The sequence below is a fragment of the Leisingera sp. MMG026 genome, from assembly GCF_021654205.1.
Lineage (GTDB): Bacteria > Pseudomonadota > Alphaproteobacteria > Rhodobacterales > Rhodobacteraceae > Leisingera.
In genome coordinates, this window is sequence record NZ_JAKFZM010000021.1 from 27,619 (window position 1) to 52,631 (window position 25,013).

General features: G+C 64.3%; 26 protein-coding genes and 2 tRNA genes. 12 read left to right on the plus strand and 16 right to left on the minus strand.

Going from position 1 to position 25,013, the window contains the following annotated elements; all coding sequences use genetic code 11:
* Window positions 1-149 precede the first annotated feature (149 nt).
* The 4 genes from glpX to L1069_RS13140 all read left to right on the plus strand — a co-directional run bounded on the left by glpX (window position 150) and on the right by L1069_RS13140 (window position 3,409).
* Window positions 150-1,136 carry a class II fructose-bisphosphatase gene (gene glpX, locus L1069_RS13125; protein ID WP_129371597.1) on the plus strand — a complete coding sequence of 329 codons (987 nt, stop codon included), beginning with the start codon at window positions 150-152 and terminating at the stop codon, window positions 1,134-1,136.
* Window positions 1,137-1,245: 109 nt separating this feature from the next.
* Window positions 1,246-2,985: a single-stranded-DNA-specific exonuclease RecJ gene (recJ, locus tag L1069_RS13130; protein WP_237455963.1), complete on the plus strand. Its 1,740-nt coding sequence runs from the start codon at window positions 1,246-1,248 to the stop codon at window positions 2,983-2,985.
* 104 nt (window positions 2,986-3,089) lie between these two features.
* Window positions 3,090-3,164: transfer RNA gene (locus L1069_RS13135), tRNA-Glu, on the plus strand.
* A 170-nt stretch (window positions 3,165-3,334) separates the two neighbouring features.
* A tRNA-Glu gene (locus L1069_RS13140) sits at window positions 3,335-3,409 on the plus strand.
* Window positions 3,410-3,865: 456 nt separating this feature from the next.
* Here the strand turns inward: L1069_RS13140 and L1069_RS13145 are convergent.
* From L1069_RS13145 to L1069_RS13165, 5 genes are all read right to left on the minus strand, one after another.
* Entirely contained in the window at window positions 3,866-4,915 is a 1,050-nt protein-coding gene (locus L1069_RS13145) for a GGDEF domain-containing protein (protein WP_129371599.1), read from the minus strand.
* Window positions 4,912-5,499: a heme NO-binding domain-containing protein gene (locus tag L1069_RS13150; protein WP_129371600.1), complete on the minus strand. Its 588-nt coding sequence runs from the start codon at window positions 5,497-5,499 to the stop codon at window positions 4,912-4,914. Before L1069_RS13150 ends, L1069_RS13145 begins: the two co-directional genes overlap by 4 nt.
* Before the next feature lie 443 nt (window positions 5,500-5,942).
* Window positions 5,943-7,502 carry a trimethylamine methyltransferase family protein gene (locus L1069_RS13155; protein WP_237455964.1) on the minus strand — a complete coding sequence of 520 codons (1,560 nt, stop codon included), beginning with the start codon at window positions 7,500-7,502 and terminating at the stop codon, window positions 5,943-5,945.
* Window positions 7,503-7,736: 234 nt separating this feature from the next.
* Window positions 7,737-8,426 carry an HAD family hydrolase gene (locus L1069_RS13160; RefSeq protein WP_237455965.1) on the minus strand — a complete coding sequence of 230 codons (690 nt, stop codon included), beginning with the start codon at window positions 8,424-8,426 and terminating at the stop codon, window positions 7,737-7,739.
* 57 nt (window positions 8,427-8,483) lie between these two features.
* On the minus strand, window positions 8,484-8,768 hold the full coding sequence (locus L1069_RS13165; protein ID WP_129371603.1) for a DUF3572 domain-containing protein: 285 nt from the start codon (window positions 8,766-8,768) through the stop codon (window positions 8,484-8,486).
* A gap of 116 nt (window positions 8,769-8,884) precedes the next feature.
* Here L1069_RS13165 and L1069_RS13170 point away from each other — a divergent pair, with 116 nt between their 5' ends.
* Complete coding sequence (locus tag L1069_RS13170) at window positions 8,885-10,279, plus strand: diguanylate cyclase (RefSeq protein WP_237455966.1); 1,395 nt, start codon at window positions 8,885-8,887, stop codon at window positions 10,277-10,279.
* 116 nt (window positions 10,280-10,395) lie between these two features.
* Here L1069_RS13170 and L1069_RS13175 read toward each other — a convergent pair whose 3' ends face one another.
* The 4 genes from L1069_RS13175 to L1069_RS13190 form a co-directional block, all read right to left on the minus strand.
* A complete protein-coding gene (locus L1069_RS13175; protein ID WP_237455967.1) occupies window positions 10,396-10,899 on the minus strand; it encodes a periplasmic heavy metal sensor in 504 nt (167 codons plus the stop codon).
* Window positions 10,896-11,270, minus strand: a complete 375-nt coding sequence (locus tag L1069_RS13180) for a hypothetical protein (RefSeq protein ID WP_237455968.1) — start codon at window positions 11,268-11,270, stop codon at window positions 10,896-10,898. The genes L1069_RS13175 and L1069_RS13180 overlap by 4 nt, the downstream gene beginning before the upstream one ends.
* The gene (locus L1069_RS13185; protein ID WP_237455969.1) at window positions 11,263-11,844 is read right to left on the minus strand and encodes an RNA polymerase sigma factor; all 582 of its coding nucleotides are present in this window, start codon (window positions 11,842-11,844) and stop codon (window positions 11,263-11,265) included. Before L1069_RS13185 ends, L1069_RS13180 begins: the two co-directional genes overlap by 8 nt.
* Window positions 11,845-11,911: 67 nt before the next feature.
* The gene (locus L1069_RS13190; protein ID WP_237455970.1) at window positions 11,912-12,388 is read right to left on the minus strand and encodes an EF-hand domain-containing protein; all 477 of its coding nucleotides are present in this window, start codon (window positions 12,386-12,388) and stop codon (window positions 11,912-11,914) included.
* A 200-nt stretch (window positions 12,389-12,588) separates the two neighbouring features.
* Here L1069_RS13190 and L1069_RS13195 point away from each other — a divergent pair, with 200 nt between their 5' ends.
* Both L1069_RS13195 and L1069_RS13200 read left to right on the plus strand, forming a co-directional pair.
* Window positions 12,589-13,023, plus strand: a complete 435-nt coding sequence (locus L1069_RS13195; protein ID WP_237455971.1) for a DUF983 domain-containing protein — start codon at window positions 12,589-12,591, stop codon at window positions 13,021-13,023.
* A gap of 4 nt (window positions 13,024-13,027) precedes the next feature.
* Window positions 13,028-13,759 carry an NUDIX hydrolase gene (locus L1069_RS13200; protein WP_237455972.1) on the plus strand — a complete coding sequence of 244 codons (732 nt, stop codon included), beginning with the start codon at window positions 13,028-13,030 and terminating at the stop codon, window positions 13,757-13,759.
* 34 nt (window positions 13,760-13,793) lie between these two features.
* Here L1069_RS13200 and L1069_RS13205 read toward each other — a convergent pair whose 3' ends face one another.
* From L1069_RS13205 to L1069_RS13215, 3 genes are read right to left on the minus strand one after another with little or no spacing between them, the layout of a single operon-like run.
* On the minus strand, window positions 13,794-14,696 hold the full coding sequence (locus L1069_RS13205) for a DMT family transporter (protein ID WP_237455973.1): 903 nt from the start codon (window positions 14,694-14,696) through the stop codon (window positions 13,794-13,796).
* Window positions 14,697-14,714: 18 nt separating this feature from the next.
* Window positions 14,715-15,629, minus strand: a complete 915-nt coding sequence (locus tag L1069_RS13210) for a fatty acid desaturase (protein WP_237455974.1) — start codon at window positions 15,627-15,629, stop codon at window positions 14,715-14,717.
* The gene (locus L1069_RS13215; RefSeq protein ID WP_129371613.1) at window positions 15,622-15,828 is read right to left on the minus strand and encodes a DUF2061 domain-containing protein; all 207 of its coding nucleotides are present in this window, start codon (window positions 15,826-15,828) and stop codon (window positions 15,622-15,624) included. The genes L1069_RS13210 and L1069_RS13215 overlap by 8 nt, the downstream gene beginning before the upstream one ends.
* Window positions 15,829-15,942: 114 nt before the next feature.
* On the opposite strand from L1069_RS13215, the gene L1069_RS13220 reads away from it, so the two are divergent.
* Window positions 15,943-16,806, plus strand: coding sequence for a helix-turn-helix domain-containing protein (locus L1069_RS13220; protein WP_129371614.1), 864 nt, complete (start codon window positions 15,943-15,945; stop codon window positions 16,804-16,806).
* Window positions 16,807-16,923: 117 nt separating this feature from the next.
* On the opposite strand, the gene L1069_RS13225 is transcribed toward L1069_RS13220, so the two are convergent.
* From L1069_RS13225 to L1069_RS13235, 3 genes are all read right to left on the minus strand, one after another.
* Entirely contained in the window at window positions 16,924-17,697 is a 774-nt protein-coding gene (locus L1069_RS13225; protein WP_237455975.1) for an SDR family oxidoreductase, read from the minus strand.
* Window positions 17,694-19,166, minus strand: coding sequence for a carnitine 3-dehydrogenase (locus L1069_RS13230; RefSeq protein WP_237455976.1), 1,473 nt, complete (start codon window positions 19,164-19,166; stop codon window positions 17,694-17,696). The genes L1069_RS13225 and L1069_RS13230 overlap by 4 nt, the downstream gene beginning before the upstream one ends.
* A gap of 107 nt (window positions 19,167-19,273) precedes the next feature.
* Window positions 19,274-20,191, minus strand: a complete 918-nt coding sequence (locus L1069_RS13235) for a 3-keto-5-aminohexanoate cleavage protein (protein WP_134829337.1) — start codon at window positions 20,189-20,191, stop codon at window positions 19,274-19,276.
* A gap of 133 nt (window positions 20,192-20,324) precedes the next feature.
* Here L1069_RS13235 and L1069_RS13240 point away from each other — a divergent pair, with 133 nt between their 5' ends.
* Window positions 20,325-21,308: a GlxA family transcriptional regulator gene (locus tag L1069_RS13240; protein WP_129371618.1), complete on the plus strand. Its 984-nt coding sequence runs from the start codon at window positions 20,325-20,327 to the stop codon at window positions 21,306-21,308.
* A 238-nt stretch (window positions 21,309-21,546) separates the two neighbouring features.
* Here the strand turns inward: L1069_RS13240 and L1069_RS13245 are convergent, their stop codons facing one another.
* A complete protein-coding gene (locus tag L1069_RS13245) occupies window positions 21,547-22,590 on the minus strand; it encodes an aldo/keto reductase (protein ID WP_129371619.1) in 1,044 nt (347 codons plus the stop codon).
* 122 nt (window positions 22,591-22,712) lie between these two features.
* Between L1069_RS13245 and L1069_RS13250 the strand changes: the two genes are divergently transcribed.
* The 3 genes from L1069_RS13250 to L1069_RS13260 all read left to right on the plus strand — a co-directional run bounded on the left by L1069_RS13250 (window position 22,713) and on the right by L1069_RS13260 (window position 24,834).
* Window positions 22,713-23,114, plus strand: a complete 402-nt coding sequence (locus L1069_RS13250; RefSeq protein WP_237455977.1) for a rhodanese-like domain-containing protein — start codon at window positions 22,713-22,715, stop codon at window positions 23,112-23,114.
* Between the two features lie 21 nt (window positions 23,115-23,135).
* Window positions 23,136-23,936 (plus strand): alpha/beta fold hydrolase, encoded by an 801-nt coding sequence (locus L1069_RS13255; RefSeq protein WP_237455978.1) that lies wholly within the window; start codon window positions 23,136-23,138, stop codon window positions 23,934-23,936.
* A 76-nt stretch (window positions 23,937-24,012) separates the two neighbouring features.
* Window positions 24,013-24,834, plus strand: coding sequence for a hypothetical protein (locus L1069_RS13260; protein WP_237455979.1), 822 nt, complete (start codon window positions 24,013-24,015; stop codon window positions 24,832-24,834).
* Window positions 24,835-25,013 lie beyond the last annotated feature (179 nt).

The following is a 25,013-nucleotide window of genomic DNA, read 5'->3' on the forward strand; positions in this document are numbered from 1 at the left end:
GATAGACCGGAAATCGGCGGTTTTGGTCCCTGCGGCTGGATTTTCCTGCCGCAGTGAACGCTATCGCCCCTTGCGAGCCTGCCCTGCCCCGCGCTATTCGGCTTTAAACGCCCAATTCACATCTGACCCGTTGAGACAGGATTTCCGGTATGACATCGAACACTTCTGACGCGCCTTTTCATGACCGCATGCTGTCGCTGGGCCTCGCCCGCGTTGCCGAGCAGGCCGCGCTGGCCTCTGCCTCGCTGATCGGCCGCGGCGACGAGAAGGCTGCCGACCAGGCGGCTGTGAACGCCATGCGCGAGCAGCTGAACCTGCTGGACATCGCCGGCGTCGTGGTGATCGGCGAAGGTGAACGCGACGAGGCGCCGATGCTGTACATCGGCGAAGAAGTCGGCTCCGGCAACGGCCCCGGCGTCGACATCGCGCTGGACCCGCTGGAAGGCACCACGCTGACCGCCAAAGACATGCCGAACGCGCTGACGGTGATTGCCATGGGCCCGCGCGGCTCGATGCTGCACGCACCGGACACCTATATGGACAAACTGGCAATCGGCCCGGGCTATGAAGACGGCGTTGTGTCTCTGGATATGTCCCCGCGCGAACGGGTTGAGGCGCTGGCCGCGGCCAAGGGCTGCGCACCCTCCGACATCACCGTCTGCATTCTGGAACGCCCGCGCCATGAAGCGATGATCGCCGAGGTGCGCGAAACCGGCGCTTCGATCCGCCTGATCACCGACGGCGATGTGGCCGGCGTCATGCATTGCGCCGAATCTGAGATTACCGGCATCGACATGTATATGGGCCAGGGCGGCGCGCCTGAGGGCGTGCTGGCAGCCGCGGCATTGAAATGCATGGGCGGCCAGATTTTCGGCCGCCTCCTGTTCCGCAATGACGACGAAAAGGGCCGCGCGGCCAAGGCGGGCATCACCGACCTGGACCGCGTCTATACCCGCGACGAGATGGTCACCCAGGACGTGATCTTTGCCGCCACCGGCGTCACCGGCGGCTCGCTGCTGCCCAGCATCAAGCGCACACCGGGCTGGGTTGAGACCACCACCCTCTTGATGCGCTCAAAGACCGGTTCGGTGCGGCGCATGTCCTACCGCACGCCGCTGGCGCCGCATCAGGGCTGAGCGTTGCGCTTGGTAGCGGCTTGCGCCGCTGCCTCCGGCGGGAGTATTTGAAGAAAGATGAAAGGGCCGGGTCCGTTTGGGTCCGGCCTTTGCATATGGGGGGAAACGCATGAGCTTTTTGGGTGTTGAGCAGTCCTTGACCGGGCGGCGCTGGATCGGCCCCGGTGTGGAGATGGACCGCGCCTCCGGGATGATGACGCAGCAGACCGGCCTGCCCCGGTCTGTCTGCCAGGTGCTGGCCCGGCGCGGGGTTCCCGCGATGGAGGCCAAGGGGTTTTTGGAACCCCGGCTGAAGGAGCTGCTGCCCGATCCGCGTGAAATGAAGGACATGGAAGCGGCAGCTTCCCGGTTTCTGAACGCGGTGCGGCGCAAAGAGCGGATTGCGGTTTTTGCCGATTATGACGTCGATGGCGGCAGCTCGGCCGCGCTGCTGCTGGTCTGGCTGCGGCAGATGGGGCTGCAGGCCACGCTCTATATCCCCGACCGCATTGACGAGGGCTATGGCCCCAATGTGCCCGCCATGCAGGCGCTGGCCGCCGCCCACGACCTGATCCTCTGCGTGGATTGCGGCACCCTTAGCCATGAGCCGATTGCTGCCGCCAAAGGCGCGGATGTGATCGTGCTGGACCACCACCTGGGCGGTGAGACGCTGCCGGACTGCGTGGCAGTGGTGAATCCCAACCGCCAGGACGAAAGCGGCGACCTTGGATATTTCTGCGCCGCAGGTGTGGTGTTTCTGATGCTGGTTGAGGCCGGGCGGCAGCTGCGCCAAGCAGGCGCCAAGGGGCCGGATCTGATGGCCATGCTGGATCTGGTGGCATTGGCCACCGTGGCAGATGTGGCGCCGCTGATCGGCGCCAACCGGGCGCTGGTGCGCCAGGGGCTGAAGGTCATGGGCGCGCGCAAACGCCCCGGCCTGGTGGCCCTGTCCGATGTCAGCCGCATGGATTCGGCACCCTCGACCTATCACCTCGGTTTTCTGCTGGGACCGCGGGTCAATGCCGGCGGGCGGATCGGAAAGGCCGATCTTGGCGCACGGTTATTGTCAACGGACAACCCGCATGAGGCTGCTGCCCTGGCCGAACGGCTGGATGAGCTGAACACCGAACGCCGTGACATTGAAAACGCCGTGCGTGCCGCCGCCCTGGAACAAGCGGAAGACCGCGGGCTGGAGGCTCCGCTGGTCTGGGCCGCTGGCGAAGGCTGGCATCCCGGCGTGGTCGGCATCGTCGCCTCGCGCCTGAAAGAAGCCGCCAACCGCCCCGCCGTTGTGATCGGTTTTGATGGCGAGGAAGGCAAGGGATCCGGCCGGTCCGTGTCCGGCGTCGACCTGGGCGCCTCGATCCAGCGGCTTGCAGCCGAGGGGCTGCTGGTCAAAGGCGGCGGCCACAAGATGGCGGCAGGCCTGACTGTCATGCGGGACAAGCTGGAGCCGGCGATGGCACGGCTGTCGGAGCTGTTGGAAAGACAAGGCGCCGGACAGGGCGGCCCGGCCGGTCTGAAGCTGGACGGCGCCCTGATGCCCGGTGCCGCGACGGTAGACCTGATCGAACAGATCGAACAGGCAGGCCCCTTTGGCGCCGGCGCCCCTGCCCCGCGCTATGCGCTGCCGGATCTGCAGGTGCGCTTTGCCAAGAAGGTGGGGGAAAGCCATCTGAAGATTTCCCTCAGCGACGGTATGGGCGGCGGATTGGACGGGATCTGCTTTGGCGCCTTTGACACCGCGCTTGGTCCCCGCCTGCTGGAACACGGCGGCGCCCGCTTCCACTTTGCCGGACGGCTGGAGGTGAACAGTTGGGGCGGGCGCCAAAGCCCTCAGCTGCGCCTGGAAGATGCCGCCGAATCCTGATTTTTCAAAGACTTACCCTCTGCGGGCAAGAAACTTCACTAAGGCCCGCTTTTTCCCTTGCGGGATCCGGCTGTTGCGACTAAATACCCGCTCACACATAGAGTGGCCCGTTCGTCTATCGGTTAGGACGCCAGGTTTTCAACCTGGAAAGAGGGGTTCGATTCCCCTACGGGCTGCCACTTTTTCCATATATGATGACGCCTTCCCCAAGCCGCTGAAGCATGGCTTTTTCCTGTTCTTTCATCCGCTTAGCAACTGAACACGGGCGATGGAAAAACTTTGTGCCTTCGGCAAAAAACCTCTTGCGCCCGGTCATGGCAATCAGTAAACACCGCCTCACAGACAGCGTGGCCCGTTCGTCTATCGGTTAGGACGCCAGGTTTTCAACCTGGAAAGAGGGGTTCGATTCCCCTACGGGCTGCCACTTCTCCTGACATGTATACCTAAGCTGAACACGTACAGCAGCCAGCCGGTTGGTGCAGAAGTGCTTGACTGCTTTATAGTTCAAGAAACTGTCCTAGCCCAATAAGACACTGTGTGCATGACACTGCGGCGGATCACGCCATGCGGTCTTGCCTCCCTGGCCTCCCTGGCCTCCCTGGCTCATTCGGGGCACTTTCGGTGCCTGCGTCTGACCTAGTACCGGGTGTTCTCAATACTGGAAACCAGCACAGCCCGAAACCTTCCATAAGGAGAATGGCATGCCGCATTCAGCGCAAGGCTTGCCATCGCACACCCCGATGGCGCGCAAAACGCGGCCGCCAATTGCACCCCGGCGGCTGATATTCAGGAAAATTGCTCTCCTCCCAGGCCCTGAAATCAAGGACCGGGGCAGACAGCCGCTGCACTGCCTGCTCGCAATCTCATAAACCGGTAACCTTCAGGCTGCCGGGCCCCGTGCCGCTGCTTGCGGCTGAGCAGCCTCGCTGATGCCGCATGCGTCTTCTTTTTCCATGCCTTCGCGGTAAAAAAAGTGCTGCGCCCGTCCGGCGCGTTTGGCAGCATACAGCGCCATATCCGCTTGATTCAGCAGTTGATGAGCATCCGGAACTTTTTGCCAAGTGGACAGCGTTGTGCCGGCACTGGCCGAGATCCGGCACGTCAAGGCGCCAAACGGAACCGGCTCTTCCAGCCGCTGGATCAGCCGTTTGGCAATAGCAGCCAGCCTGGCCGTATCCAGAACACCTTCGAGAATCATAACAAATTCATCGCCGCCGACACGGGCAACGGTATCGGACTGGCGGGTGCATTCCACCATGATCCGCGCCGCCTGCTGCAGCACCGCATCCCCAGCCGCGTGGCCCATCGTATCATTGACCTGCTTGAAATAGTCCAGGTCCAAATGCATCAGCGCAAATTCGCGGCCGCCGTTGATCAGCCGGCCCAGCACATGATCCATCGCCCGGCGGTTCTTCAACCCGGTCAGCGTGTCGGTAAAGGCTTGTTCCTCGGCTGCGATCTTGGCCCCTTGCAACCGCGTGTTCAACTGGCGCGACGCCTCCATCGCGGCCGATTTTGCCTCCACCAGATATAACATCTCGATGGTCAGATCCGTTGGCGAAAAATCAGCGCTGGTCAGATCGTAATCGCGTACCGCCTCCAGCACGGAGATCCCGAAGGACAGATTGATGAAAGCGCCCTGACCGCCGGGCAGCGGCGTGCAAACGCCTTTCAGGCCGGTTTGCGGCCCGTCCCGGAACTGCAGATGCAGCTTGCTCCCCGAGGTTCTCACCAGATCCTCTATGGACCGCACCGAACGCGGCCGCGACAGGTCGAACACCCGGAAGAACCGCCGCCCTTCCCAGGTCAGCTGCGGGCGCAGTTTTTTCAGCGTCGGCCCGGCAGAGGTGATCCGCCCCTTGGCATCGGCAATCACGTACATCGGGCAGACCACGCCTGCCATCTGTGTCAGCTGCTCGAGAGTCATCATAAGGAATGCGCCCCCAGATCAAATTCACGCCCGGCGGCGAACTCGGTTTCGATAAGGGTGATCGCAATCACCTCTGCCCCGTCCTGACTGCCGCTGTGATCCAGAAAAACAAGATCACCGTAATCATCGGCCATCGCCCGCAGAACCCCCATCAGAACATAGGCATAGCCAGGCAGTCCAGGCTGGCAGACCAGCTCGAACTGTTCCGGTGCCTGTTCCAGAAGCTCCAGCCCCGGCAGGTGCAAATCCGACACTGCCAGCCGCGCCCGGTCCGGCAAGTCGTCCAGCGAATGCAAAAACTCGACGTAATTCACGCCGCCGAAACGCAGCAGCCGCCGCAATGCCTCCACTTGCGGATTGGACACCAGAAACGTGCCCATATCCTCCAGCATTTCCGGCAGCGGGCGCGCCAGAACCTTTTCCATCGCCGTCAGCATCTGGCTCGATTGCTCTTCAGAATAGAACAGCATCGCCTCGAACTCGGTAAACCCAAGCCCTGCCTCTTCCATAACCTCTTCCCAGCGGTCGGCCCCGTAGGTACTGGTCACAAAAGCCTGAATCGCCCTATTGATCAGACCGTGCATACAATGGCCCCTCTTTGCCTTTGCCACAGTCTTGACGCCTGCAGGTTAAGAAAGAACCAACAAAGCGAGCTTGTGTGATAAGCCGCGCGCGTTTCTTCTGACATTATCAACTCTTGCACGAACCCTGCACCCCCGGCAGCAGAGACCGGCCCAATACGCAGCGCGGCCATAGTCCGGCAGCCGGCCCTGCGGCCAGCCGCATCTGATACCAACTTCAAATTTGCACGCACCTGCACTGCCGCATTGGACCGTTCAGGCGCCTTTCCCTACTGGACCGGCTGGCGCCAGGAGGCAAGCCTGCTGCTGTGCATCCGCGCCGAACCGGCGGCTTCCAACCTGCCGCCGGCACGCTGTGTTCGAAACCTGCAGCCCGTGCATAAACGCGCATAAAAAAAAGCGGAGGGGCTGCCTCCGCTTTTCCTGCTGGTGATAGGCCAGGTGGCTCAGAAATCTGTCGGTGCGCCGCCCTCGGCCTTGCGGCGGGCGACGAAATCCGCAAGTTCGTCACGGACCGCTGCATCCATCGGTGGCTCCTCGAAATCGGCGATGATCTCCTTGAACAGCCTGTGGGCGCGCTCAGCAGTCCAGGTCGCACCTGCCGCCTCCCAGGCCTCGTAGTTGCGCCAGTCGCTCAGGAACGGCTGATAGAAGGCCTCGGAATAGCGGTCCTGGGTGTGCTGAATGCCGAAGAAATGGCCGTCATTGCCGACCTCCCTGATTGCATCCAGGGCAATCTCTTCCGGGCCGGTGGCCGAAATCTGCGGCTGCATATAGCGTTCGATCTGCTGCAGGATCTCGCAATCCATGATGAATTTCTCGGGGCTGGCAATCAGCCCGCCCTCCAGCCAGCCAGCCGCGTGATAGACCATATTGGTGCCCGACTGTACCGCCGCCCACAGCGAATTCGAGGTCTCCCAGATCGCCTGCCCGTCCGGCACATTGGCGGCGCAAACGCCTGAAGACCGCATCGGCAAGCCATAAAACCGTGCCATCTGCCCGGTCATCTGGGTCGAGCGCATATATTCCGGAGTGCCAAAGGCCGGGGCGCCGGATTTCATGTCCACATTCGACGTAAACGTACCGATCACGCAAGGAGTGCCGGGGCGCACATATTGGAACAGCGCAATGGCACAAAGGCTCTCGGCAATCGACTGCGCCACCGCACCGGCCATGGTCACCGGCGCCATCGCGCCTGCCAGCGTGAACGGCGACACCACAATTGCCTGGCCGCGCCGCGCCAGCCGCAGACAGCCGTCGATCATCGGAAAGTCGTGCTTCAGCGGCGAGGTGGAGTTGATGTTGGTGTACATATGCGGCTTGGCGTCGAACTCCTCATGGCTGAGCCCGCCGGCAATCCGCACCATCTCCATCACGTCTTCGACCCGCTCCTTGCCCAAAGAATAGGCGTGCATCGCTTTGTCGGTCAGGGTCAGTTTGTCGTAAAGCACATCCAGATGCCGGGTTGAGGCATGCAGGTCCACCGGCTCCACCGGATAGCCGCCGGCAAAGTGGATGCAGTTGAAATACTGGGTAAGTTTCAGCAGGTTACGGCAATGCTCGCGGTTGCCTGCCACCTTTTTGTTCAACTCCATGTCCCAGTAGTTCGGCGGCGAAGACACATTGCCGAACAGGATGTGGTTGCCGCCCAGCGGGATTGTCCGGTCCGGGTTGCGCGGCGTGATCGAGAATTCGCGCGGGGCCTTGCCCACCATCTCCATCACAAAGTCCCGGTCCATTTTGACCAGTTCGCCCTCGACCTTGACGCCGGCCTGCTTGAAGATCTCCAGCGCTTCCGGGTTCAGGAAAACCACGCCGATCTCTTCCAGGATACGCATGGCGCCCTCGTGGATCGCCATCACGCTTTCCTCGCTCAATGGCTCGGTCGGCCGGTCGATATTGACCGGGATCTGCCAGGGCATTTGCTCCAGCGCAGCACTGCCGCGCCGGGCCGCTGCGCCTGCCCTGCCTCCGCCCCGCCTCTTGCGCGTGCCTGTGTCTGCCATGCCGGTCTCCCTGGATCCGAATTTCAAAAATGCCGATAGCCACCCACTGTGCCAATCCCGCCCGCCGAAAACAGTCCAAACCCGACTATCGCTGTCGTTTTTGCCGTGCGATCCGGCGGTTCAGGATATTTCTGTACACTTGTGCCCAGTATGCCGCAGCAAAAACCGGCGTACAAGACTGCACGCCGGCAAAAACGGGCGCCCCCGTTTCAAAACGCGGGAATCAATGGAGGATCAGCGCTCCATCCAAGCCGGGATATGGCCGATATCGGGCAGCACGATATCGGCGTGCGGCGCCAGCTCATCGCGCAGGGCCATGCCGGTCAGCACGCCGATCCGCTGCATTCCCGCCGCCGCGCCTGCTTCCAGATCATGGCGGCTGTCGCCGACCATGGCCGTCCGGCCGGGAGAGACGCCCGCAGCCTTGCAAAAGGCCAAAAGCGGATCCGGCGCCGGCTTGGCCCCATGGCCGCTGTCGCATCCTGCGACAAAGGCAAAACGGTCCAGCACCCCTGCCCGCTGCAGCTGGCTCTTGGCAGAGCTCTCGGCGTCATTTGTCATCACCCCCAGCACCTTGCCGCGCGCCAGCAGGCTGTCGAGAAACGCCGCCAGCGGCACTGCCGGCGTCAGCTCTGCCCCGGCAGCACTTTCCGCCAGGAAATCCGTCAGCTCCGCCAGATCCATATGCGCAACATAAGGCGCAAGGGCTTCTGCCACTTCATCGTTGGAACAGGCAATCACCAGGCTGTCCGGATTGAATGCCGCACGCTCCAGGTCGTAACTGATCGCCTTGGCCATTGCCTGTTTGGCGCCCCGATCGCCCTTGGACAGGGTTTCCAGCAGGTCTGCAGCCCAGCCGTCCCAAGTCGCTGCAAAGTCAAACAAGGTCCCGTCTTTATCAAACAGAAGAGCATCAACAGGCATGGCGGGTCCTTTTTCCGCTGGATTCGGACCGGACCCTAGGCACAGGGCCGGTCAATCTCAAGTCCAGTTCACCTGCTCACCGCCCGGAAGCGACATCCGCGCCTGCATCGGCGCCTCATAGGCCAGGCCCTCGGAATCGCAGAACTGCATCACCCAATTGTCGTCCATCGTTAAGAAATCGAGCACCGACCCCAGAAACGCCGGCTCGGACGCCTGTGCGCGCAGATCCGCCTCGCTGGCGCCGGTTGCCCCCAGAAACACCGGTAAAAGCTCATCATTCCCGGCCAGCCAGGCCAAAGCTTTCAGTGCCAGCGTCTCTGCTCCATCGGCGGAATTCCGCATGTTCTCCACACTCCTGCCGCATTGCGGCCAATTTAGTAAAAATCCGAAAGGGTTTCTTAACCAGTCTCAGCAAAAACTGTAAGGCATAGGATTTGCAAGAGGCGAAAGGACACCGCGTGCAAGGCACCATCCTGGTCATCGACGGCGTCTCCACCAACCGCATCATGCTGAAGGTGCAGCTGGCGGCTGCCTATTACGATGTGGTCCAGGCCGGCAGCGTCGCTGAAGTGCTGCAGGCCGCCCGCCGCCACCGCCCCGATCTGGTGCTTTGCGCGATGTCGCTGCCCGATGGAAGCGCTGCGGATGTGAAACGCGAGTTAGCCGGGGATGAAACACTGGGCGATCTGCCGGTGATCGCAGTCTCTGACTGGGAGGGATCCAAAGCCCGGCTGCAGGCATTGGCCGCCGGCATCGACGATGTGCTGCAGCAGCCGGTCGATGACGTGATCCTGCAGGCCCGTATCCGCAGCCTGCTGCGCGCCCGCAGCAGCACCGAGGAGCTGAACCTGCAGCGCGACGCATCGAACGGCTTCATCCTGCCGCTCAGCGACCGCACCTGCGCCGAGGATCTGCGCAATGCCTCCGTTGCTCTGGTGGCGCAGGATCCCCGCAACGCAATGGCCTGGCGCGACCGGCTCGCCGCCCGCCTGCCCTATGACCTGCGCACCCATTCCATCAGCGACATCCAAGGGTTGATGCAGGCGCCGGTGGCCGATGCCATCATCATCGAACTGACCGAGGCTTCGGCCGGCCCCGGCCTGCGCCTGCTGGCTGACCTGCGCGCCCGCGCCGCCACCCGCAAATCGGTGGTGATTGCCGTGCCCAACCCGGCTGACCCGCATATCGCCGCCGAGGCCCTGGACCGCGGCGCCCATGACGTGTTGCAGTCCGGCTTTGATGCCGAGGAGCTGCAGCTGCGCCTTACTGCCCAGTTGCAGCAAAAGGCCCGCAAGGACCGGCTGCGCGACAGTGTCCGAAACGGATTGCGGGCAGCCGTGCTGGACCCGATGACAGGCCTTTACAACCGCCGCTATGCCAAACCTTTCCTGGACCGGGTTGCCCATTCCGCCGCTGCGAATGGCGAAAAGTTTGCCGTCATGCTGGCCGATCTCGATCATTTCAAGCGGATCAACGATCTTTATGGCCACCCGGCCGGGGACGCCGTGCTGATCGAGGCCGCCCGCCGGATGCAGGCAGTGCTGCGCCCGGCAGACCTGCTGGCCCGCGTCGGCGGCGAGGAATTCATGGCGGTGCTGCCCGGCGCCACCGAGGCCGAGGCAGGCCTGGCCGCCATTGCCCTGTGCAATGCCATCAACAGCACCCCGTTCCAGGTGCCCGGCGCCGGCGATCCGGTCAGGATCACCATCAGCATCGGCGCCGTCATGGGCGGCGGCGGCAATGAAGACAGCACCGCCGCACTGGTCGAAAAAGCCGATCAGGCGCTCTACAACGCCAAGGATGCGGGCCGCAATCAGGTGACCTTGTCGCCAGAGTGCATCCAGGCCGCTTAAGGCCCTTGGACGATATAGCTTTGCCGGCCTGAAAAAGGCAGCCGCCACGGGCTGCCTTCAGTGTATAAGACACACAGGGGGGGAAGGGGAAACGGCTGCGCTGCACGCCTGCGGGCTTAATCGCGTCCCTTCCGCCGCTCATGCCAGCGCCCGCCGCGCCGCTGCATCCGCTCTTCCATGCGATCGGCAAAGGCAGCCCGCTCCTGCGCGGTCATCGCTTCAAGCTTGCGCACCCAGGCCTCCTGCACTTTGGTATGGAACACATGGCGCGCGTCTGACTGGGTCCGCAGCACCGCCAGCAGTGCAGCAGCATCAAAATCCGCGCTGCGCAGCGCGCCGATCACCGCCGCGCCTTCAGCATGGCGGCGCTTGAAATAGCTGCCATGCCCGCCGCCCGCCTCCGCCCGCAAGGCCTTGCGGGTGTCGCGGTCCAGTTCGCGAAAGATCATCGCCCCGACCGTTGGCGGCCGTTGCCAGTGCCGGTCCTTGCCGCTGTACCGCCAGGCCGCCCCCGCCGCGATGCCGATCACTGCCAGGTTCAGCGCCAGCGACGCCGCCAGCAGCAGTTTCAGCCATAGCTTCATTCCGGGTTGGCCCCCGGTGTTCGATGCAGTGCTCATTGCAGATCCCCGCTCAACATCACCGCCATGTCATAGCTGTCATCGGGCAGCGCGGTGCTGCTGTCCGCATACCCCGCCAGCGCCACGGGGTCGGGCACAAAGGAGGGCGGCGCAATGCCGATCCACAACCCCGCCGCGCTGGCCGCCGCCAGCCCGCCCAGCGCGGGCCAGCCGCCCAGCGCCTCGATCAGCTGCCGCCACAGCGGCTGCCGGGGCGCCTGCGCCGGCGCCGCAGCCTGAAAGCCCGCTTGCACCCGCTCCGCAGCAGCCAGGATGGCCGCATTCAGACGGTCCGCCGGCACCGGCGGCTGACTGCGTGCGGCGGCAAACAGATTGTCCAGCTCTTGCAGTGTTTTATCCGTGTCAGCCATCATTATACCCCAATTCTTCGCGCCGCCCGGCCAAAGCCGCGGCCAGCGCCCGCTTGCCCCGGGCGGTCAGACTTTCGACCGCCTCGACGCTGATGTCCATTATCCCGGCGATCTCCGGGTTGGACAGTTCCTCCAGATGCCGCAGCACCACTGCCTGACGCTGCCGCTCGGGCAGTTGCATCAGCGCCGTCTGCAACGCATCCTGCCGCGCCCCCTCCTGCAGCGCCTCGGCAGCGGAACGCGCCGGGTCCGGCGGCTCGGGCACCGCATCCAGATCCACATAGCCGCCACGGGTGCGCCGTTTGCGGTCAATGCACAGGTTCATCGCCACCCGGTACAGCCAGGTGGAGACCTGCGCCTCTCCCGGCCGCCACTCCGGCGCCATCTTCCATAAGCGAAGCATCGCCTCCTGGGCCACGTCCTCGGCCTCGGCGCGGATCCCCATCACCCGCATCGCCACGCCAAAGACCCGCGGCCCCAGCCGTGCCGTCAGCTCTGCCGCTGCCCGCCCGTCGCCATTGGCAAACAGCACCAAAAGCGCATCGTCAGAGACCTCCTCTGCCGTGGCGCTCATGGCTGCCGGGCCCGCATCTGGGGCCCGGCGCCGGGAAATTTCCGTTTTGTGCAGCACGTCTCAGCGATCAGTTCTGCTCCGTTTCGTCCCCGTTCCCCTGGCCATGACGGTGCTTGCCGCCGTGGCGCATCCGGGCCTCGTCGAATTCCTGCTTCGAGATCCCGCCGCTGCCGTCCGCATCCATCCGGTCAAACATCCTGCCCGCCCGGCGCGGCCCTGGCAGTTCGTCTTTACTCAACGCGCCATCGCCGTCCGTGTCAAAGCGTTCCAGCATCCAGGCGGCGCGTTCACTGGCCCGTTCCTGCGCCCGCGCCTGCATTTCCTCAAGCGTCAGCTTGCCGTCGCCGTCAGCATCCGCCTTGCTGAAACGGGCTTCTTTCATGGCCTGGATCTCTGCCTTGGTGACCTCGCCATTGCCGTCTGTGTCGATTTCCTCAAAGGACATCTTCGGCCCGTGGTGGCCATAGCCCTTGGCCAGGGCCGCGCCGCCCGCGGCCACACCTGCGGCGGCAACAATCACGGCGATGAAGTTGACGTGTTTCATGTCGTCTTTCCTTTGTTCTGCGGCAGCCTCTTGCTGCCCGATGCATAGGAAAAACGCAGCTGCCCGGCAGATCCGTCGCGGAAATCCCAAATAATTCTTCCGTCCCGCACGTTGCGGCAAACCGGCGCAATGCCAAGCCTTTCCCCTTTCACCGCGGCGGTGAAGCGCGCAATGATATGTTCAGCACACAGGATATCTTCATGACCGAGTCGCAGGCCAAACCCCAGGCCGCAATAACCTCAGACGCAGAGAGTGAACGCCCGGCTATGCCCGCCCTGGCCAAGGGCTGGCGCTGCAAATGCCCCCAATGCGGCGAGGGCAAGCTGCTGCATTCCTATCTCAAGGTGAACAGCAGCTGCAGCAGCTGCGGGTTGGACTTGACCCATGCACGCGCCGATGACGGCCCCGCATATCTGACGATCCTGATCGTCGGCCACATCATGGCGCCTTTGATGCATGTGGTCTATTTCTCCTGGCGGCCCGAACCGCTGGTGATGTTCACGGTTTTCACGATTGGCTGCGTCGCCTCCTCTTTGTACTTGCTGCCGCGGATGAAGGGGATTGTCATTGCCTATCAATGGGCGCGGCGCATGCACGGGTTCGACAAGCGCAACCCGGCAGTAAAAGGGCAGTAAGACGATGAGCAAGACATTTCCCAGCGGTGAGACCACCACCGACAAGACCGCAATCCGCAATGCGGCAACCGTCATTGCCATGCGCGGCCGGATGTCCGATGACCCGCAGGTGCTGATGGGCCAGCGCGGCGCCAAGGCTGCCTTTATGCCGAATAAATTTGTCTTTCCCGGCGGTGCCGTTGATCTGGCAGATGCCGGGATCCCTCTGGCCTCGCCGCTCTCCCCCCTCTGCCAGGAACGCCTCGCAGATAAGGCGCCCGCTGGCGTGCATCACCCCCTCAGCGTCGCCGCGGTGCGCGAGCTGTGGGAGGAAACCGGCCTGATCCTGGGCGAACCAGGCGAGTGGCAGGGAGACATTCCCGAAGACTGGCAGGAGTTTGCCGCCACCGGCCATCTGCCATCAGCCAAGGCGATGCAGTTCGTGTTCCGCGCCCTCACCCCGCCGGGCCGCCCGCGCCGGTTTGATGCGCGGTTCTTTCTGATTGATGCCGATCAGATCACCGGCGATCTGGATGACTTCTCCCGCGCCGCGGATGAGCTGTCGCATCTGCAATGGATCCCGCTCAGCCAGGTGCGCAGCTTTGATCTGCCCTTCATCACCGAGGTGGTGCTGGCCGAAGTCACCGCCCGCGTCCGCGACGCCGAGCCGCCGCAAAGCGTGCCCTATTTCCACAACAACGACGAAGCCAGCCTGTTCCTGCGTCTCAAAGGCTACCCGATGCCAGCCGACGGGTAACCTTTTCCGGCGCCCCTGCCGCTGGCGCCTCCGCTCACAGGGCCAGAACAAGCACCAGGATCGACACGATCAGCAGCGCCATGCCCGCCAGCTCGCGCGCGGTGACCTTCTCCTTGAAGAACAGCACCGAAGCCAAAAGCGACAGCAGCAGCTCCACCTGCCCCACCGCCTTCACATAGGCGGCGTTCTGCAGCGTGAATGCCCAGAACCAGCAGAACGAGCCGCCCATGCTGGTCAGCCCCACCCAGACCGCCACCCGGCGGGCGGCCCAGACCCGGGCAAGCTCGCCCCGGTCCCGCAACCCGAGCCAGACAGTCATGAACAGCGTCTGCAAGCTGACCACCGCCGCCAAGGTCACTCCGGCGCGAAACACCGGTTCCAGATCACCCAGCTGCAAGGACGCCCCGCGGTAGCTGACGGCGGAAAAGGCAAACAGCACCCCAGATCCCAGTCCCAGCTGTGCGGCGCGGTTGGTCAGATGGCGCCACCAGGCGCCCGTTGCGTCCGGCGCCCGGGACAGAACCAGCACCGCCGCCAGCCCGATCAGGATCGCAGCCCAGCCGCCAAGGCTGACCGGATCGCCCAGCACAGCCAGCCCAACAATGGCGGTCTGGATGACTTCGGTTTTCTTGAAGGTGATGCCCACCGCAAAGTTGCGCTGCTTGAACAGGGCAACCACACAGACGGTCGCCAGGATCTGCGCGGTGCCGCCAATGGCGGCAAACATCCAGAACGCGGGCGGCAGAACTGGCAAGGACCGGCCCGAGACGGCCAGATACACCGCCAGCCCCGCCAGGATGAATGGCGCGGAATAGACAAACCGGGCGAAGGTGGCTCCGCCCGGCGACAGTGTCACGCTGCTCAGGACCTTCTGCAGCATGAACCGCACGGTCTGAAAGGAGGCAGCGGCGATGGAAACGGGGATCCAGGCTAACATGCTCCCGCTTATGCGCGCTTATTCCCCCTGCTGCCAGAGCGGATGCGGTACCGGGTCCTTGGCCCGCAGCAGATAGTTGCGGAAAACCTGCAGGTAGTTGCGGTAGACATAGCCGTCGTTCGCGGCCAGGAACTCCGCCCGGCGGGTGCGGTAAAGGCGCGGCAGCGCATGCCAGGGAACGCCGGGGTGCATGTGATGCACCACATGCAGATTGTTGTTCAGGAACAGAAAGGCCAGCGGCCCCTTGTCTTCGATCACCACAGTGCGGCCTTGGGCAGTGTCGTGCGCCCGGTGCTCCAAATAGGTGCGGATCTTGAGGATGGCGAGACCCAGATAGGCCCCCAGCACCGCCGCCCACAGCGGCGCCGGCGATTGCAGCACCACCCAGATCACCGGCACCAGCCCCAGGACATGCAGGATCCAATCGCGGGCAATCCCCGGAACGCCCCTGCGCGCCAGCCGCCAGTCGCCCGCCATGAAGCAAATCTGCCCCATCAGCGGCCCCAGCACCACCCGGCCCAAAAGCGTGTTGTTGATCCGCAGCAGCACCTTGCGCCAGCCGGGCAGCCGGGCCCAGACCGCCGGATCCTGAAAATTGCTTTCCGGATCATCATAGGGGTCGGTCAGCGCCTCGTCCTCGTGATGCGCCAGATGGGTGTCGCGAAAGCGGCCGTAAGGGATCGCCAGGCTCAGCGGGAAGAACATCAAGGCCTCGTTCAGCCAGCGACTGCGGAACGGGTGCCCGTGCAGCGCCTCATGGGTCAGCGAGGAATGCAGCGCCGCCATCAGGGCAACTGCGGCAACCGTCAGGGCCGGACTGACCGTAGGCAGCAGCCACAACGCCGCCAGCCAGCCGCCGTGGCAGGCCAGGATCAGCGCCAGTGTGCTCCACTCAACGCCGCGCGGCATGTAGTCCCGGCATCCTTCAGACATGGCTGCGCCCCCATTGGATCTTCGACCAGGCGCGCTCGTAGATCAGATAAACAGTGAAGCCAATGGCCGTATTGACCAGCGCCATCATTCCGCCCGCCTTGACCGACCCGGTCGCGATCAGCCCCACCAGTGTCATCATCACCAGCCCGAGGATGTTCCAAATCACCGCCTTCACAATTGAACGCCTGCGCGTTTCCATTCTGCCTCCTGCTGTTTTCCGATAAGTGCTTGTTTCCAAACTACCCCGGACCGCAGCTGTGCAGAATTCCGAATGCGGTTAACAAAATCCAGCAGATGTGATAATTTCAAACATATGATAGAAAATATCGACAAACGGGTGCGGGCCGCACAGTTCCGGCAAAGACTGAACCGGGCGCTGCGCGACAGCGGCCTCAGCCAAAGCGCCTTGGCCCGCGCCGTTGGCGTCGACCGCTCCACGATTTCGCAGCTTTTGACGGACGAGGGCGCGCGCCTGCCCAACGCCCATGTGGTCGGCGCCTGTGCAGGCGCCCTAGGGGTCTCTGCCGACTGGCTGCTCAGCCTCTCCGACCGGCCCGAAAGCGCGGCGGAACTGCTGGCCTCCAGCCTGTCGCTGACCGAAGCGCCGCGCGCCCTGGTGGATGAGCGGATCTTTGAGTGGCATCAGGAGGCGCTTGGCTACAAGATCCGCCACGTGCCCGCCGCCCTGCCCGACATGCTGAAAACCCGGGCGCTGCTGGAATGGGAATACTCCCCCCATCTGGGCCGCACCGCCGATCAGGCCATCGGCGCCTCCGAGGACCGCCTCACCTGGATGCGCCAGTCGCCCTCGGACTATGAAATCGCCATGCCGCTCTATGAGCTCGACAGCTTTGCCCATGGCGTAGGATACTACGAAGGCCTGCCGCTGGCGATCCGGCTGGAACAGCTGCAGCAATTCGAGCGCCTTTGCGAGCAGCTCTACCCCCGCCTGCGCATCTACCTGTTTGATGCCAAGCGGCTTTATTCGGCACCGGTTACGCTCTTCGGCCCGCTTCTATGCGTGTTCTATGCCGGCACGCATTATCTGGCCTTTCGCGACAAAGAGCGGATCGCGACCTTCACCAGTCATTTCGACAATCTGGTGCGCGAAGCGGACATTACGGCACGGCAATTGCCAGGGCGGCTCCGGGCGCTGCGGGCGGCAATCAGCGGCTAGCAAGCGCTTCACAGGCGGTCCGTCCAACAGCCGGGCCGCGCCCCGCAGGGGCGCCCAGGCTCAAGATGCGCCAGCATCTTGAGCCACCGGCAGCCCGCGCCCCGCCAGGGGCGCGCCTCACACTTTCGGATCCGGGTTCTCGGTATGGCCGTCCACCGCGATCACCTGCCCCGACACCAGCCGCGCCGCATCCGAGCCGAGAAACACCGCCATATTGGCAATGTCCCGCGCCTCGACAAACCGCCCCATCGAGGTACCCGCGGCATAACCCGCATAAACCTCATCCCGGGTCATGCCCTTGGCCGCCGCCTCGCGCTCCAGCACGCCCTCCATCCGAGGGCCTTCCACCGCGCCGGGGCAGATTACATTGGCGCGGATGCCAAAAGGGCCAAGCTCCATCGCCAAGGTCTTCATCAGCCCGATCACCGCCCATTTCGCCGAAGCATACGGCGCCCGGTTGGGATAGCCGTACTGCCCGGCGGTCGAAGACGTCACGATGATCGACCCGGCCCTCGCTGCCTTCATCAAAGGCGCCGCATATTTCGCCGCCAGAAAACAGCCCTCCAGGTTGACGCTGACGCATTTGCGCCAATCCTCCAGCGCGATATCCTCAATCAGCGCGGTCGGTCCGGCAACACCTGCATTGGCGCACAGCACATCCAGCCCGCCCCACTCCCCGGCAATCTCCGCAAACAGTGCCTTGACCCCGGCCTCGTCGGTGGCGTCCACAGCGGTGCTGCGCCAGCCCGCCGGAAGATCCGACAGGCTGACCGCACTCACATCCGTGACCCAGACCTGATGCCCGGCAGCAGCAAAGCCCTCGGCCATGGCCCGGCCGATGCCGGAGCCGCCGGCCGTGACCAGAACCCGGCTCACCCGGTCCGCACTCATCTCGGTGCTCCAATCGCGCGGCCCAGCCCCTCCGGCGCGGGCAAGACGGCATGCGCCTCAGCCAGCTTCACCAGACTGGCCTCGATATGCGCCGCAGGCGGGGCCGAGCGGCGGGTCGCAAGATCCACGTGCAGCAGCATATGCTCGCCCGTCGCCAGCAGCCGCTCGCCGGAATACATCTCGTGCCACAGATGCATTTTCTTACCCGCACCCATAATCACCCGCGTCCGCACCTGGATCGCATCACCCGCATGCACCTCGTCGATGTGGCGGATATGGGTTTCGGCGGTGAAATAGCTGCCGCCGTTGGCGATGTATTCAGCATCGCAACCGATGATCATCATCAGCCGGTCGGTGGATTGCGCAAAGGCATCCAGATAGCGGCTTTCGGTCATATGGCCGTTGTAATCGGTCCAATCCAGCGGCACCACGCGGCTCTGGGTCAGCACCGGCTGGCTCAGGTCCTCCAGTTCCGCAACCGAGCGCACCAGCCCGGCCTCGCCCTCGCGGCCTCTGTCATGGGCGTTCTGCAACGCGCCTGCACCCCAGTCGTTGTTACCAAGTGCGCGCATCATGCCGACCAGATTGTCGTCGCGGATCTGCTCCATCTTGCGGATCGGCAGATGGCCGGATTGCGCATCCGACTGGCCTGCGATCAGATCCACCAGCTCGTCATTGAACTCGGGCACATCCATCAGCTTGGTCCAGGGCCACGACAGGCAGGGACCGAACTGCGCCATGAAATGCTTCATGCCGGCCTCACCACCCGCAACGCGGTAAGTGTCAAACAGCCCCATCTGCGCCCAGCGGATGCCAAAGCCGTAGCGGATGGCATTGTCGATCTCCTCGGTGGTGGCAATGCCGTCCTTCACCAGCCACAGCGCCTCGCGCCAGACCGCCTCAAGGAAACGATCGGCCACATGCGCGTCGATCTCTTTCTTCAGATGCAGCGGGTACATGCCCAGGCCCGAGAGGATCTCCTTGGCCCGTTCAATAACGCCTGCCGGATTGGCTGCCGTTGTGACAAGTTCCACCAGCGGCAGCAGGTAAACCGGGTTGAAGGGATGCGTCACCACGATCTGCCCCGGCGCCTCGCGCCCGTCCTGCAACTGCGACGGTTTAAAGCCCGAAGTGGATGACCCGATCAACGCATCCGGCGCGCAACAAGCCTGCAACTGCGCATAGACCTTCTGCTTCAGATCCAGCCGCTCCGGCACGCTTTCCTGGATCCACTCCGCGCCGTCCACGGCTTCGGCAATGGTCTCATGGAACGTCAGGCTGCCCTCGGGCGGCAGCGCCACATTGCCCAGACCGGGCAAGGAGCGCCGCGCATTGCCCAGCACTTCGCTGATCTTGCGCTCTGCTTCCGGATCCGGGTCAAAGACCCGCACATCCCAGCCGTTCAGAAGGAACCGCGCGGCCCAGCCGCCGCCGATTACGCCGCCGCCAATGATTGCTGCTGTTTTCATCTGCTTCCCTTTGAGAACCGCCCGGCTCTTCTTCTGGCCCCAAGTATCCTGGGGGCTTGGGGGGTAGCCCCCAATTCCTTCAATTCAACGAAACCGCTGGCCGCCGCTTACTGCGCCGCCGGCGCGCGCTTGGTCAGCCCCAGCTTTTCGCGCACCTCCGCCGGTCCCATCAGCTTACTGCCCATGTTCTCGATGATGGTGCCAGCCCGCTCCACCAGCTGCCAGTTCTCCGCCAGCTGACCTTTGCCGAGCCACAGATTGTCCTCCAGCCCGACCCGCACATTGCCGCCCGCCAGAACAGACGCCGCCACATAGGCCATCTGATCCCGGCCCAGCGAGAACGCCGACCAGTTCCAATCGCCGGGCACATTGTTGACCATCGCCATGAAGGTATTCAGATCATTCGGCGCGCCCCAGGGCACCCCCATGCACAGCTGCACCAGGGCGGGGCTGTCCAGAATACCTTCCTTCACCAGCTCCTTGGCAAACCACAGATGGCCGGTGTCAAAGGCCTCGATCTCGGGCTTCACGCCCAGGTCGGTCATCATCTGCCCCATCGCCCGCAGCATCCCCGGCGTGTTGGTCATCACGTAATCGGCCTCGGCAAAATTCATCGTGCCGCAATCCAGCGTGCAGATCTCCGGCAGGCATTCCGCCACATGCGCCATCCGTTCGGTTGCACCCACCATATCGGTGCCCGCCGGGTTCACCGGCAGCGGATTTTCAGTATCGCCAAACACCATGTCGCCGCCCATGCCCGCGGTCAGGTTCAGCACCATATCAACCTCAGCGTCGCGGATCCGGTCGGTGACTTCGCGGTACAGCGCCAGATCACGGCTCGGCGCGCCGGTCTCCGGATCGCGCACATGGCAATGCACCACGGCGGCGCCGGCCTTGGCCGCGGCAATGGCGCTGCCGGCGATCTGCGCAGGCGAGCGCGGCACATGCGGGCTGCGGTCCTGGGTGCCGCCAGAGCCGGTCACAGCACAGGTGATAAAGACGTCCCGGTTCATTTCCAGAGGCATTTTGCTTTTCCCTTCAATGTACAGGGTTTTGCCGCGGGTTATCCCCAGGCTCTTCCCCAGATTCTGATTTGCGCTAAGGGCGACCTTGCCGCAGCCTTTGGGCCTGAACTTTACACCAGGCGAATCGAAGTTGATGAAATCCGCAAAAAACATCCTGCAGCCCGAGCATCAGCCGCTGAAAACCGCGGTGCTGGTCTTGGATGAATGCAACACGCTGTCCTTTGCGGCTGCCGTTGACCCGATGCGCGCCGCCAACCGGCTGGCCGGGCGCGCGGCCTTCGACTGGGATTATGTCAGCGCCGCAAATGAGCCGCCGATGCTGACCAGCGGTCTCACCGTGCCCAGCTTTCCGCTGGCCCGGCTGCAGGGCTGCGAGCTTTTGATCGTCGTAGCCGGCTTTCAGCTGGCGCGCCACGCAACCCCCAGCCTGCTGGCAGGCCTGCGCCGCATCGCCGCCACCGGCGCCACCATCGCAGGCATCGACGGCGGCCCCTGGCTGTTGGCCGAAGCCGGGCTGCTGGACGGCCATCCGGCGACCAACCACTGGGAGGATCTGGAAAACTTCGCCAGCCGCTTCCCCGAAGTTGATGTCCGCAATGACCGCTTCACCGTCTCCGATGGCCGCCTGACCTCCGGCGGCGCCACCCCCGCGATTGAGATGATGCTGCATATCATCGGCGCCCGCCACGGTGCCGGCTTTGCCGCCCGCGTCGCCGGGCTGTTCCTATACGATGGCCCCGCCGCAGAACCGCGCCCGCAAAGCCGCCTGGGCGGCCACAAGCACAATGCGCTCACCGCCAAGGCCAACGCGCTGATGGAGGCCGCCCTGGACGAGCCGCTGCCGCTCAGCGCCCTGGCCGAGACCCTCGGCACCAGCCCGCGCAGCCTGCAGCAGCAGTTCCGGCTTAGGCTCAACACCACGCCGCAGGACCACTACCTGCAGCTGCGCCTGGCCGAAGCCCGCCGTCTGGTGACCGACACCGATCTGCCGCTGATGGAAGTGGCCATCGCCACCGGCTTCACCTCGCAGTCAAGCTTCGCCCGCGCCTTCCGCACCGCCCACGGCACCTCTGCCCGCGACCTGCGCCAGGAACAGGCCCGGCCGACGGCGCATTGACCGGCAGCCCTGCCCCGCGGGTCAAGGGCCGCGCAGCGGCGGTGCGCCAGCACCGTTCACCCTTGACGCGCACCCCTTGAATACACTGGCAAAGGCGCTTCAGGGCAAACCTGCACCTGAAGCGCTTCTCAGCCATCTTTCCGCGCTGCGCAGCAGCGCCCGGCCCAACCGGCCAAGGGCATTTCAATGCCCGCAGGCCGGGCGGGAGAGCCTCCGCCCCTAGGCGCAGGACCTCAGCTCAAAACGGCATCGGATGCGCCCGGTGCGTGGCATTGATCTCGTCCAGCACGTCCTGGCTCAGCTCCAGCTCCACCGATTTCAACGCATGCTCCAACTGCGGCAGATGCGTGGCACCAAAGATCGCCGAGGCCATGAACGGCCGTGTGCGGCACCACGCCAGCGCCATATGCACAGGATCCAACCCGTGCCGGTTGGCAATCTCCAGATAGGCCGCCACAGCGTCATAGACCCGCGGCGAATGCCGCCCGCCCAGGTCCGGATTGATCGACTTGCGCGAGCCGTCCGGCACCGCCCCGTCCTGATACTTGCCGGTCAGCAGCCCGGTGCCCAGCGGTGAAAACGCCATCAGCCCCACATCTTCATTCACACTCAGCTCTGCCAGATCAGTGTCATACATCCTGCAAACCAATGAGTATTCATTCTGGATCGAAGCCACCCGCGGCCCGCCGCGCGCTTCTGCGATGCGCAGCCATTGCGCGGTGCCCCAGGCGCTCTCGTTCGACAGGCCAAAGGCGCGGATGGTGCCGCGCTCCACCTCGCGCTGCAGCGCCTCCAGGCAATCCTCCATATGGACCAGCGTCGCTTCCCGGTTCTGGGAGGACGGATCATAGCTCCAGTTCTGCCGGAACATGTAACTGCCCCGGTTCGGCCAGTGGAATTGATAGAGGTCGATGTAATCGGTCTTGAGCCGCTTCAGCGACGCTTCAATTGTGGGCGCGATAGTCCTGGACGAAATCGGCGCCCCGTCCCGCACATGCTGCATCCCCGCGCCGGAATGCTTGGTGGCCAGGATGTACTCGCCCCGCCGCCCGGTCTGCGCATTCCAATTGCCGATGATCCGCTCGCTGTTGCCCAGGGTCTCCGCACTCACCGGGTTCACCGGATACATCTCGGCGGTATCGACAAAATTCACGCCGCCCTCCAGCGCCCGGCCGATCTGCGCATGGGCCTCGGCTTCCGGCGTCTGAGTGCCGAATGTCATCGTGCCCAGGCACAGTTCGGACACCATCATACCGGTGCGTCCCAATGGGTTCAGTTTCATGCCGCGCGCTCCCCTGTCCTGGATTTGCCTGCGACCCTACGGCCCTGCCCGGGAAGTGCAAGCGGCTTGCACATAGGCGGCAAACCGGCCAGCCTCTGTGCAACCTAAGGAAAGGATACCCGATGCCGCAGACCATAACCAAGGGCGTCAAGGCGCTGCTGGCCGAGGCGGGCAGCCTGGTGGAAACCATGGCTGTCGAGGAGGCCAAGCAGAAGGTCCTGGACGAGGATTACGTCTTCATCGACCTGCGCGACATCCGCGAGCTGCAGCGCAGCGGCATGATCCCCGGCGCGTTTTCCTGCCCGCGCGGCATGCTGGAATTCTGGATCGACCCGGACAGCCCTTATCACAAACCGGTGTTCAACCAGGACAAAACCTATGTGTTCTACTGCGCCAGCGCCTGGCGCTCAGCCCTTAGCGCCAAAGCCGCGATTGAGATGGGCCTGAAACCGGTTGTGCATCTGGAGGGCGGCTTTACCGAATGGGCCAAACAGGGCGGCCCGGTTGTCCCCCGCGAGGGTTAAGACCTGCCGGGGCCGCCTGCAGTGAAACCTGCCATCGATACCATCCGGCGGCATGGCAACCCGCCCTTTTCAGTTGCCGTGCTGCATGGCGGCCCCGGCGCGGCCGGAGAAATGGCGCCGGTTGCCCAAGAGCTGGCAACCCGCGGGCATGGCGTGCTTGAGCTGTTGCAAACGAAAGCATCCATTGCCGGCCAGACATCCGAATTGCGGCAGCAGCTGGAAGCAGCCTGTGCCGGCCCGGCGGTTCTGATCGGCTTTTCCTGGGGGGCATGGCTGGCCTGCCTGCTGGCAGCCCGGCATCCGGCTCTGGTTTCGAAGCTGGTGCTGATTGGCAGCGCGCCGTTTTCGGATGAATTCATCGCAGGCATCCAGGCAGTCCGGCAATCCCGGCTGCCGCCTGCGGAATGGCAGGAGCTGAGCGCATTGTTTCGCGGTTCCGGTCTCGAGACCCCCGTGGGCCTGTCGCGCGTGCTAGAGCTGCTTGAAAAAGCCGAGGCCTATGCGCCTGCCGGGCTTCATCCTGCGCCCATCGCCTTTGATCGCAGCATTTTCGAAGGCGTTTGGCCGGAAGCAGCCCGGATGCGGCGCTCAGGCGAACTCCTGCGCACGGTTGCAAAAATCCGCTGCCCCGTGGCGGCCCTTCATGGTGATCATGACCCCCACCCGGCAACAGGCGTGGAACTGCCGCTGCTGGGCATCCTCCCCGATTTCAGCTTTCGCCTGCTGCAGCGCTGCGGCCACAAACCATGGATCGAGAAACATGCCAGGGCTGACTTCTTCCAGGCGCTGGAAGAGACGCTTGCCTGGCCTGGCGGCCTTTGAACCGGCCTGCCGCAAGAACCACAGGATGCCCAGCTCACGGCTTGAGAACAAATAGTGAACATACTAATCTAACCCCATGCCGACTCACCTGCTCACCCGCCGCCACAGATCCCGCCCGGCCCTGTCCCTGATGGAGGGGGTTGCGCTGGAGCATGGCCGCGTGCACGAGGCCTGCGGCCCCGCCCGCCACAGTTTTGCGCTGTGGCTGGCCGCCGCCGCGCAGGACATTGCGCCGGGGCCGGTCCTGTGGCTGCCGCCGCCGCAGGGCGGCAAGCAGCTGAACCCGGACGGGATGGCGGAATTTGCCAGCCCCGCCCGGTTCCTGTTCCTGCAAGCCGCCCGGACCGAGGATCAGCTTTGGGCCATGGAGGAAGCCTTGCGCAGCGGTGCTGCGGCGCTGGTGGTGGCAGAACTGGCTGAGCCGCCCGCCATCACCCCGGTGCGGCGGCTGCATCTGGCGGCAGAGGCAGGCGGGCGCTTCGGCCCGGCGCCGTTGGGGCTGCTGCTGACCCCCGGCACAGGCGGCGCCCAGGGCATCGAAAGCCGCTGGCACCTGGCGCCTGCCCCTCCCCCTTTGCCCCATGATCTCTTCCCCCCTGACGTGCCTGCACACAGCCTCCCGCCCGGCCCCGCGCCCGGCCCGGCTGGGGATGGCGCAGCAAAGACCCGGAAGTTCTGGACCTTGCAGCGCCTGCGCGCCCGCACCCTGCCGCCCCGCAGCTGGCAGATCACCCAGGCCGCTGGCAGCTGCCTGCTCCGCTCTGCTTCGTGCCGCCCTGCCACCCGCACCGCAGACCCGCACGCCCAAGACGAGCCCCAGCGCCTAGACCGGCCCCAGCGCCTTGACGATGCCCTCCCGCGCCCGCAGGCGGACCTGGCTGCGCCAGCACCGCCTTAGCGGCCTTGGGCCCGGCACCGGGCTATGCCCGGTGCCGGGCCCAACAGGCAGAGGCTTTTGCCAAAAAGCTGATACCTGGCGGGAGCCCGCCGCCGCGTCACAGGCTCCCCCCGCGAAAGTGAGCAGCCTGCGGCGGAAAATCCGGATAAGCTCAAGCTGCGGCATCGCAAACGCCATGT

Coding starts and splice junctions, on each gene's coding strand:
- glpX (WP_129371597.1), top strand. CDS start 150: ATGACATCGAACACTTCTGACGCGCCTTTTCATGACCGCATGCTGTCG.
- recJ (WP_237455963.1), top strand. CDS start 1,246: ATGAGCTTTTTGGGTGTTGAGCAGTCCTTGACCGGGCGGCGCTGGATC.
- L1069_RS13145 (WP_129371599.1), bottom strand. CDS start 4,915: ATGATGACTCTCGAGCAGCTGACACAGATGGCAGGCGTGGTCTGCCCG.
- L1069_RS13150 (WP_129371600.1), bottom strand. CDS start 5,499: ATGCACGGTCTGATCAATAGGGCGATTCAGGCTTTTGTGACCAGTACC.
- L1069_RS13155 (WP_237455964.1), bottom strand. CDS start 7,502: ATGGCAGACACAGGCACGCGCAAGAGGCGGGGCGGAGGCAGGGCAGGC.
- L1069_RS13160 (WP_237455965.1), bottom strand. CDS start 8,426: ATGCCTGTTGATGCTCTTCTGTTTGATAAAGACGGGACCTTGTTTGAC.
- L1069_RS13165 (WP_129371603.1), bottom strand. CDS start 8,768: ATGCGGAATTCCGCCGATGGAGCAGAGACGCTGGCACTGAAAGCTTTG.
- L1069_RS13175 (WP_237455967.1), bottom strand. CDS start 10,899: ATGAGCACTGCATCGAACACCGGGGGCCAACCCGGAATGAAGCTATGG.
- L1069_RS13180 (WP_237455968.1), bottom strand. CDS start 11,270: ATGGCTGACACGGATAAAACACTGCAAGAGCTGGACAATCTGTTTGCC.
- L1069_RS13185 (WP_237455969.1), bottom strand. CDS start 11,844: ATGAGCGCCACGGCAGAGGAGGTCTCTGACGATGCGCTTTTGGTGCTG.
- L1069_RS13190 (WP_237455970.1), bottom strand. CDS start 12,388: ATGAAACACGTCAACTTCATCGCCGTGATTGTTGCCGCCGCAGGTGTG.
- L1069_RS13195 (WP_237455971.1), top strand. CDS start 12,589: ATGACCGAGTCGCAGGCCAAACCCCAGGCCGCAATAACCTCAGACGCA.
- L1069_RS13200 (WP_237455972.1), top strand. CDS start 13,028: ATGAGCAAGACATTTCCCAGCGGTGAGACCACCACCGACAAGACCGCA.
- L1069_RS13205 (WP_237455973.1), bottom strand. CDS start 14,696: ATGTTAGCCTGGATCCCCGTTTCCATCGCCGCTGCCTCCTTTCAGACC.
- L1069_RS13210 (WP_237455974.1), bottom strand. CDS start 15,629: ATGTCTGAAGGATGCCGGGACTACATGCCGCGCGGCGTTGAGTGGAGC.
- L1069_RS13215 (WP_129371613.1), bottom strand. CDS start 15,828: ATGGAAACGCGCAGGCGTTCAATTGTGAAGGCGGTGATTTGGAACATC.
- L1069_RS13220 (WP_129371614.1), top strand. CDS start 15,943: ATGATAGAAAATATCGACAAACGGGTGCGGGCCGCACAGTTCCGGCAA.
- L1069_RS13225 (WP_237455975.1), bottom strand. CDS start 17,697: ATGAGTGCGGACCGGGTGAGCCGGGTTCTGGTCACGGCCGGCGGCTCC.
- L1069_RS13230 (WP_237455976.1), bottom strand. CDS start 19,166: ATGAAAACAGCAGCAATCATTGGCGGCGGCGTAATCGGCGGCGGCTGG.
- L1069_RS13235 (WP_134829337.1), bottom strand. CDS start 20,191: ATGCCTCTGGAAATGAACCGGGACGTCTTTATCACCTGTGCTGTGACC.
- L1069_RS13240 (WP_129371618.1), top strand. CDS start 20,325: ATGAAATCCGCAAAAAACATCCTGCAGCCCGAGCATCAGCCGCTGAAA.
- L1069_RS13245 (WP_129371619.1), bottom strand. CDS start 22,590: ATGAAACTGAACCCATTGGGACGCACCGGTATGATGGTGTCCGAACTG.
- L1069_RS13250 (WP_237455977.1), top strand. CDS start 22,713: ATGCCGCAGACCATAACCAAGGGCGTCAAGGCGCTGCTGGCCGAGGCG.
- L1069_RS13260 (WP_237455979.1), top strand. CDS start 24,013: ATGCCGACTCACCTGCTCACCCGCCGCCACAGATCCCGCCCGGCCCTG.